The 1,603-nt window shown below is 45.9% G+C and carries 2 protein-coding genes; both read right to left on the reverse strand.

Annotation, left to right across the window (positions count from 1 at the left end):
- Positions 1–233: 233 nt before the first annotated feature.
- On the reverse strand, positions 234–1,211 hold the full coding sequence (locus NE536_RS22730) for a transposase (RefSeq protein WP_261274113.1): 978 nt from the start codon (positions 1,209–1,211) through the stop codon (positions 234–236).
- A gap of 146 nt (positions 1,212–1,357) precedes the next feature.
- Positions 1,358–1,603 (reverse strand): hypothetical protein (locus tag NE536_RS22735; RefSeq protein WP_261273970.1); only part of this gene is annotated, 246 nt, incomplete at its 5' end.

Consider the following 1,603-nt stretch of genomic DNA (forward strand, 5'->3'; position numbering starts at 1 on the left):
GAATAAATCTGGCCACCCATTTTAAATCAACAACATAATGCACTTTCGGTTTACCTACAACTTGTAAAAGTTAATGTTGTTTAAAAAAGAACCATCACAGTCGCAGGGGCAGCATCTGAGGCAATAAATAACGCTCATCCCTTAAAAAATAGAGCATTTCAGACGAGGTAACTCATCCCTTAGTGCTTGGGATGTGTTCTGAATGTAGGCTTTTGAAGTGATGTCAGTCGTTGTCAATTGCAGTGAAAGTGCTGACAGCTTGCGGCAAAGTGCCGTCGTCGCTTTTCGAGATGTTCGCAATAATCGGTTAGTGCTTGCAGTGTGCCTACAGGGCCATGAAATAACTTGCCAAATTCGGTTGTCAGCTTGAGCCAATTGTCATGGGGGATATTTAATCTTGTCAGTATCTTGGCAATACTTTCACTGATGTATCCACGTTTATCATTGCGAATAATTCGGCCGGTATCATCGACTAATTCGAGATAATCCGTTAATGAAAACGCAATGCCATTGGGTTGGTTGTCGCACTCATTACCAATAAAAGGCAGGAGATTGCTCGGCTGCTCACCTTTTAATGCGGCCCGAATACGTAGTTGGATACTGGTATGGTCGGATTGTTCAGGTGTATCAGTGAGTTGCGCTCTAATCGGATTCAAATCAACATAGGCCATACAGGCTAATACCGCGGCTTCATCGAGTAAGGCTTGGGATTTAAACCGCCCTTCCCAGAACCTGCCTGTGCAGTTATCTTCTTGATTTGCTTGTCTTGCTATCGGTTCGTTGAGGCAGCGCATAAACCATGAAATATCACATAATCGACTACGATAAAGGGCGATTGAATGCTTTAATCTGTTGACCTGATGAGCTTCAACCAACTCACCTTTAGCGAATTTTTGCGTTAACTCATCGCCTTTAAACAACTTATACCATTGCTCAAGCACCTCGCGGTCAGTCCAGCGATTGGCTGTTTCGATATCGACTCGCAGCACCAGATGCAGATGATTCGACATCACCGCAAACGCGGCCATATCAATAGCAAAAACAGCTGCAAGCTCAAACAATAATGACTCTACCCAACCACGGCGATGGTCGTAGTTTTTACCCGAATAGGTATCATCACCACATAAAAATGCCCGCCGAACAACGCGGCTGCAGCAATGGTAATAGGGAGTGTCTTCAAGACTTATCTGAGTTCTGCGAGGGCGCGGCATACAAACCTCCTTGTTCAATGCTTAACCAAAGCATAGTAGGAGGTTTACTTCCGCGCTATTTAGCCTGGGTGTCCAACTTTTGCTTTCTATTTAGCCTGGGTGTCCAACTTTTGCATTTTTTCGTTGTAGCAGTTTTACAAGGGTGTTCATGGGCGGATCTCCCATCGCAGGTTGCCGCTGATATAGGCTTTGCGATTGCCTGAAATAAAACCAAAGCTGCGGCAGAAAAATGCCATTCTGGCGGGGGCTTCACTCACCCAGGGGGAAAGGCGCTCTCGGTCGGCTTCGGTTCCGTGGACCACGAGGGTAATTTCACCGTTAAACTTGCGGTTACGTTTATTGGTCCATACCTGAGTGCCATAACGGGCGGCGATGGTTTTCAGGCCAATTTC

The organism is Shewanella septentrionalis, from assembly GCF_025370265.1.
GTDB lineage: Bacteria > Pseudomonadota > Gammaproteobacteria > Enterobacterales > Shewanellaceae > Shewanella > Shewanella hafniensis.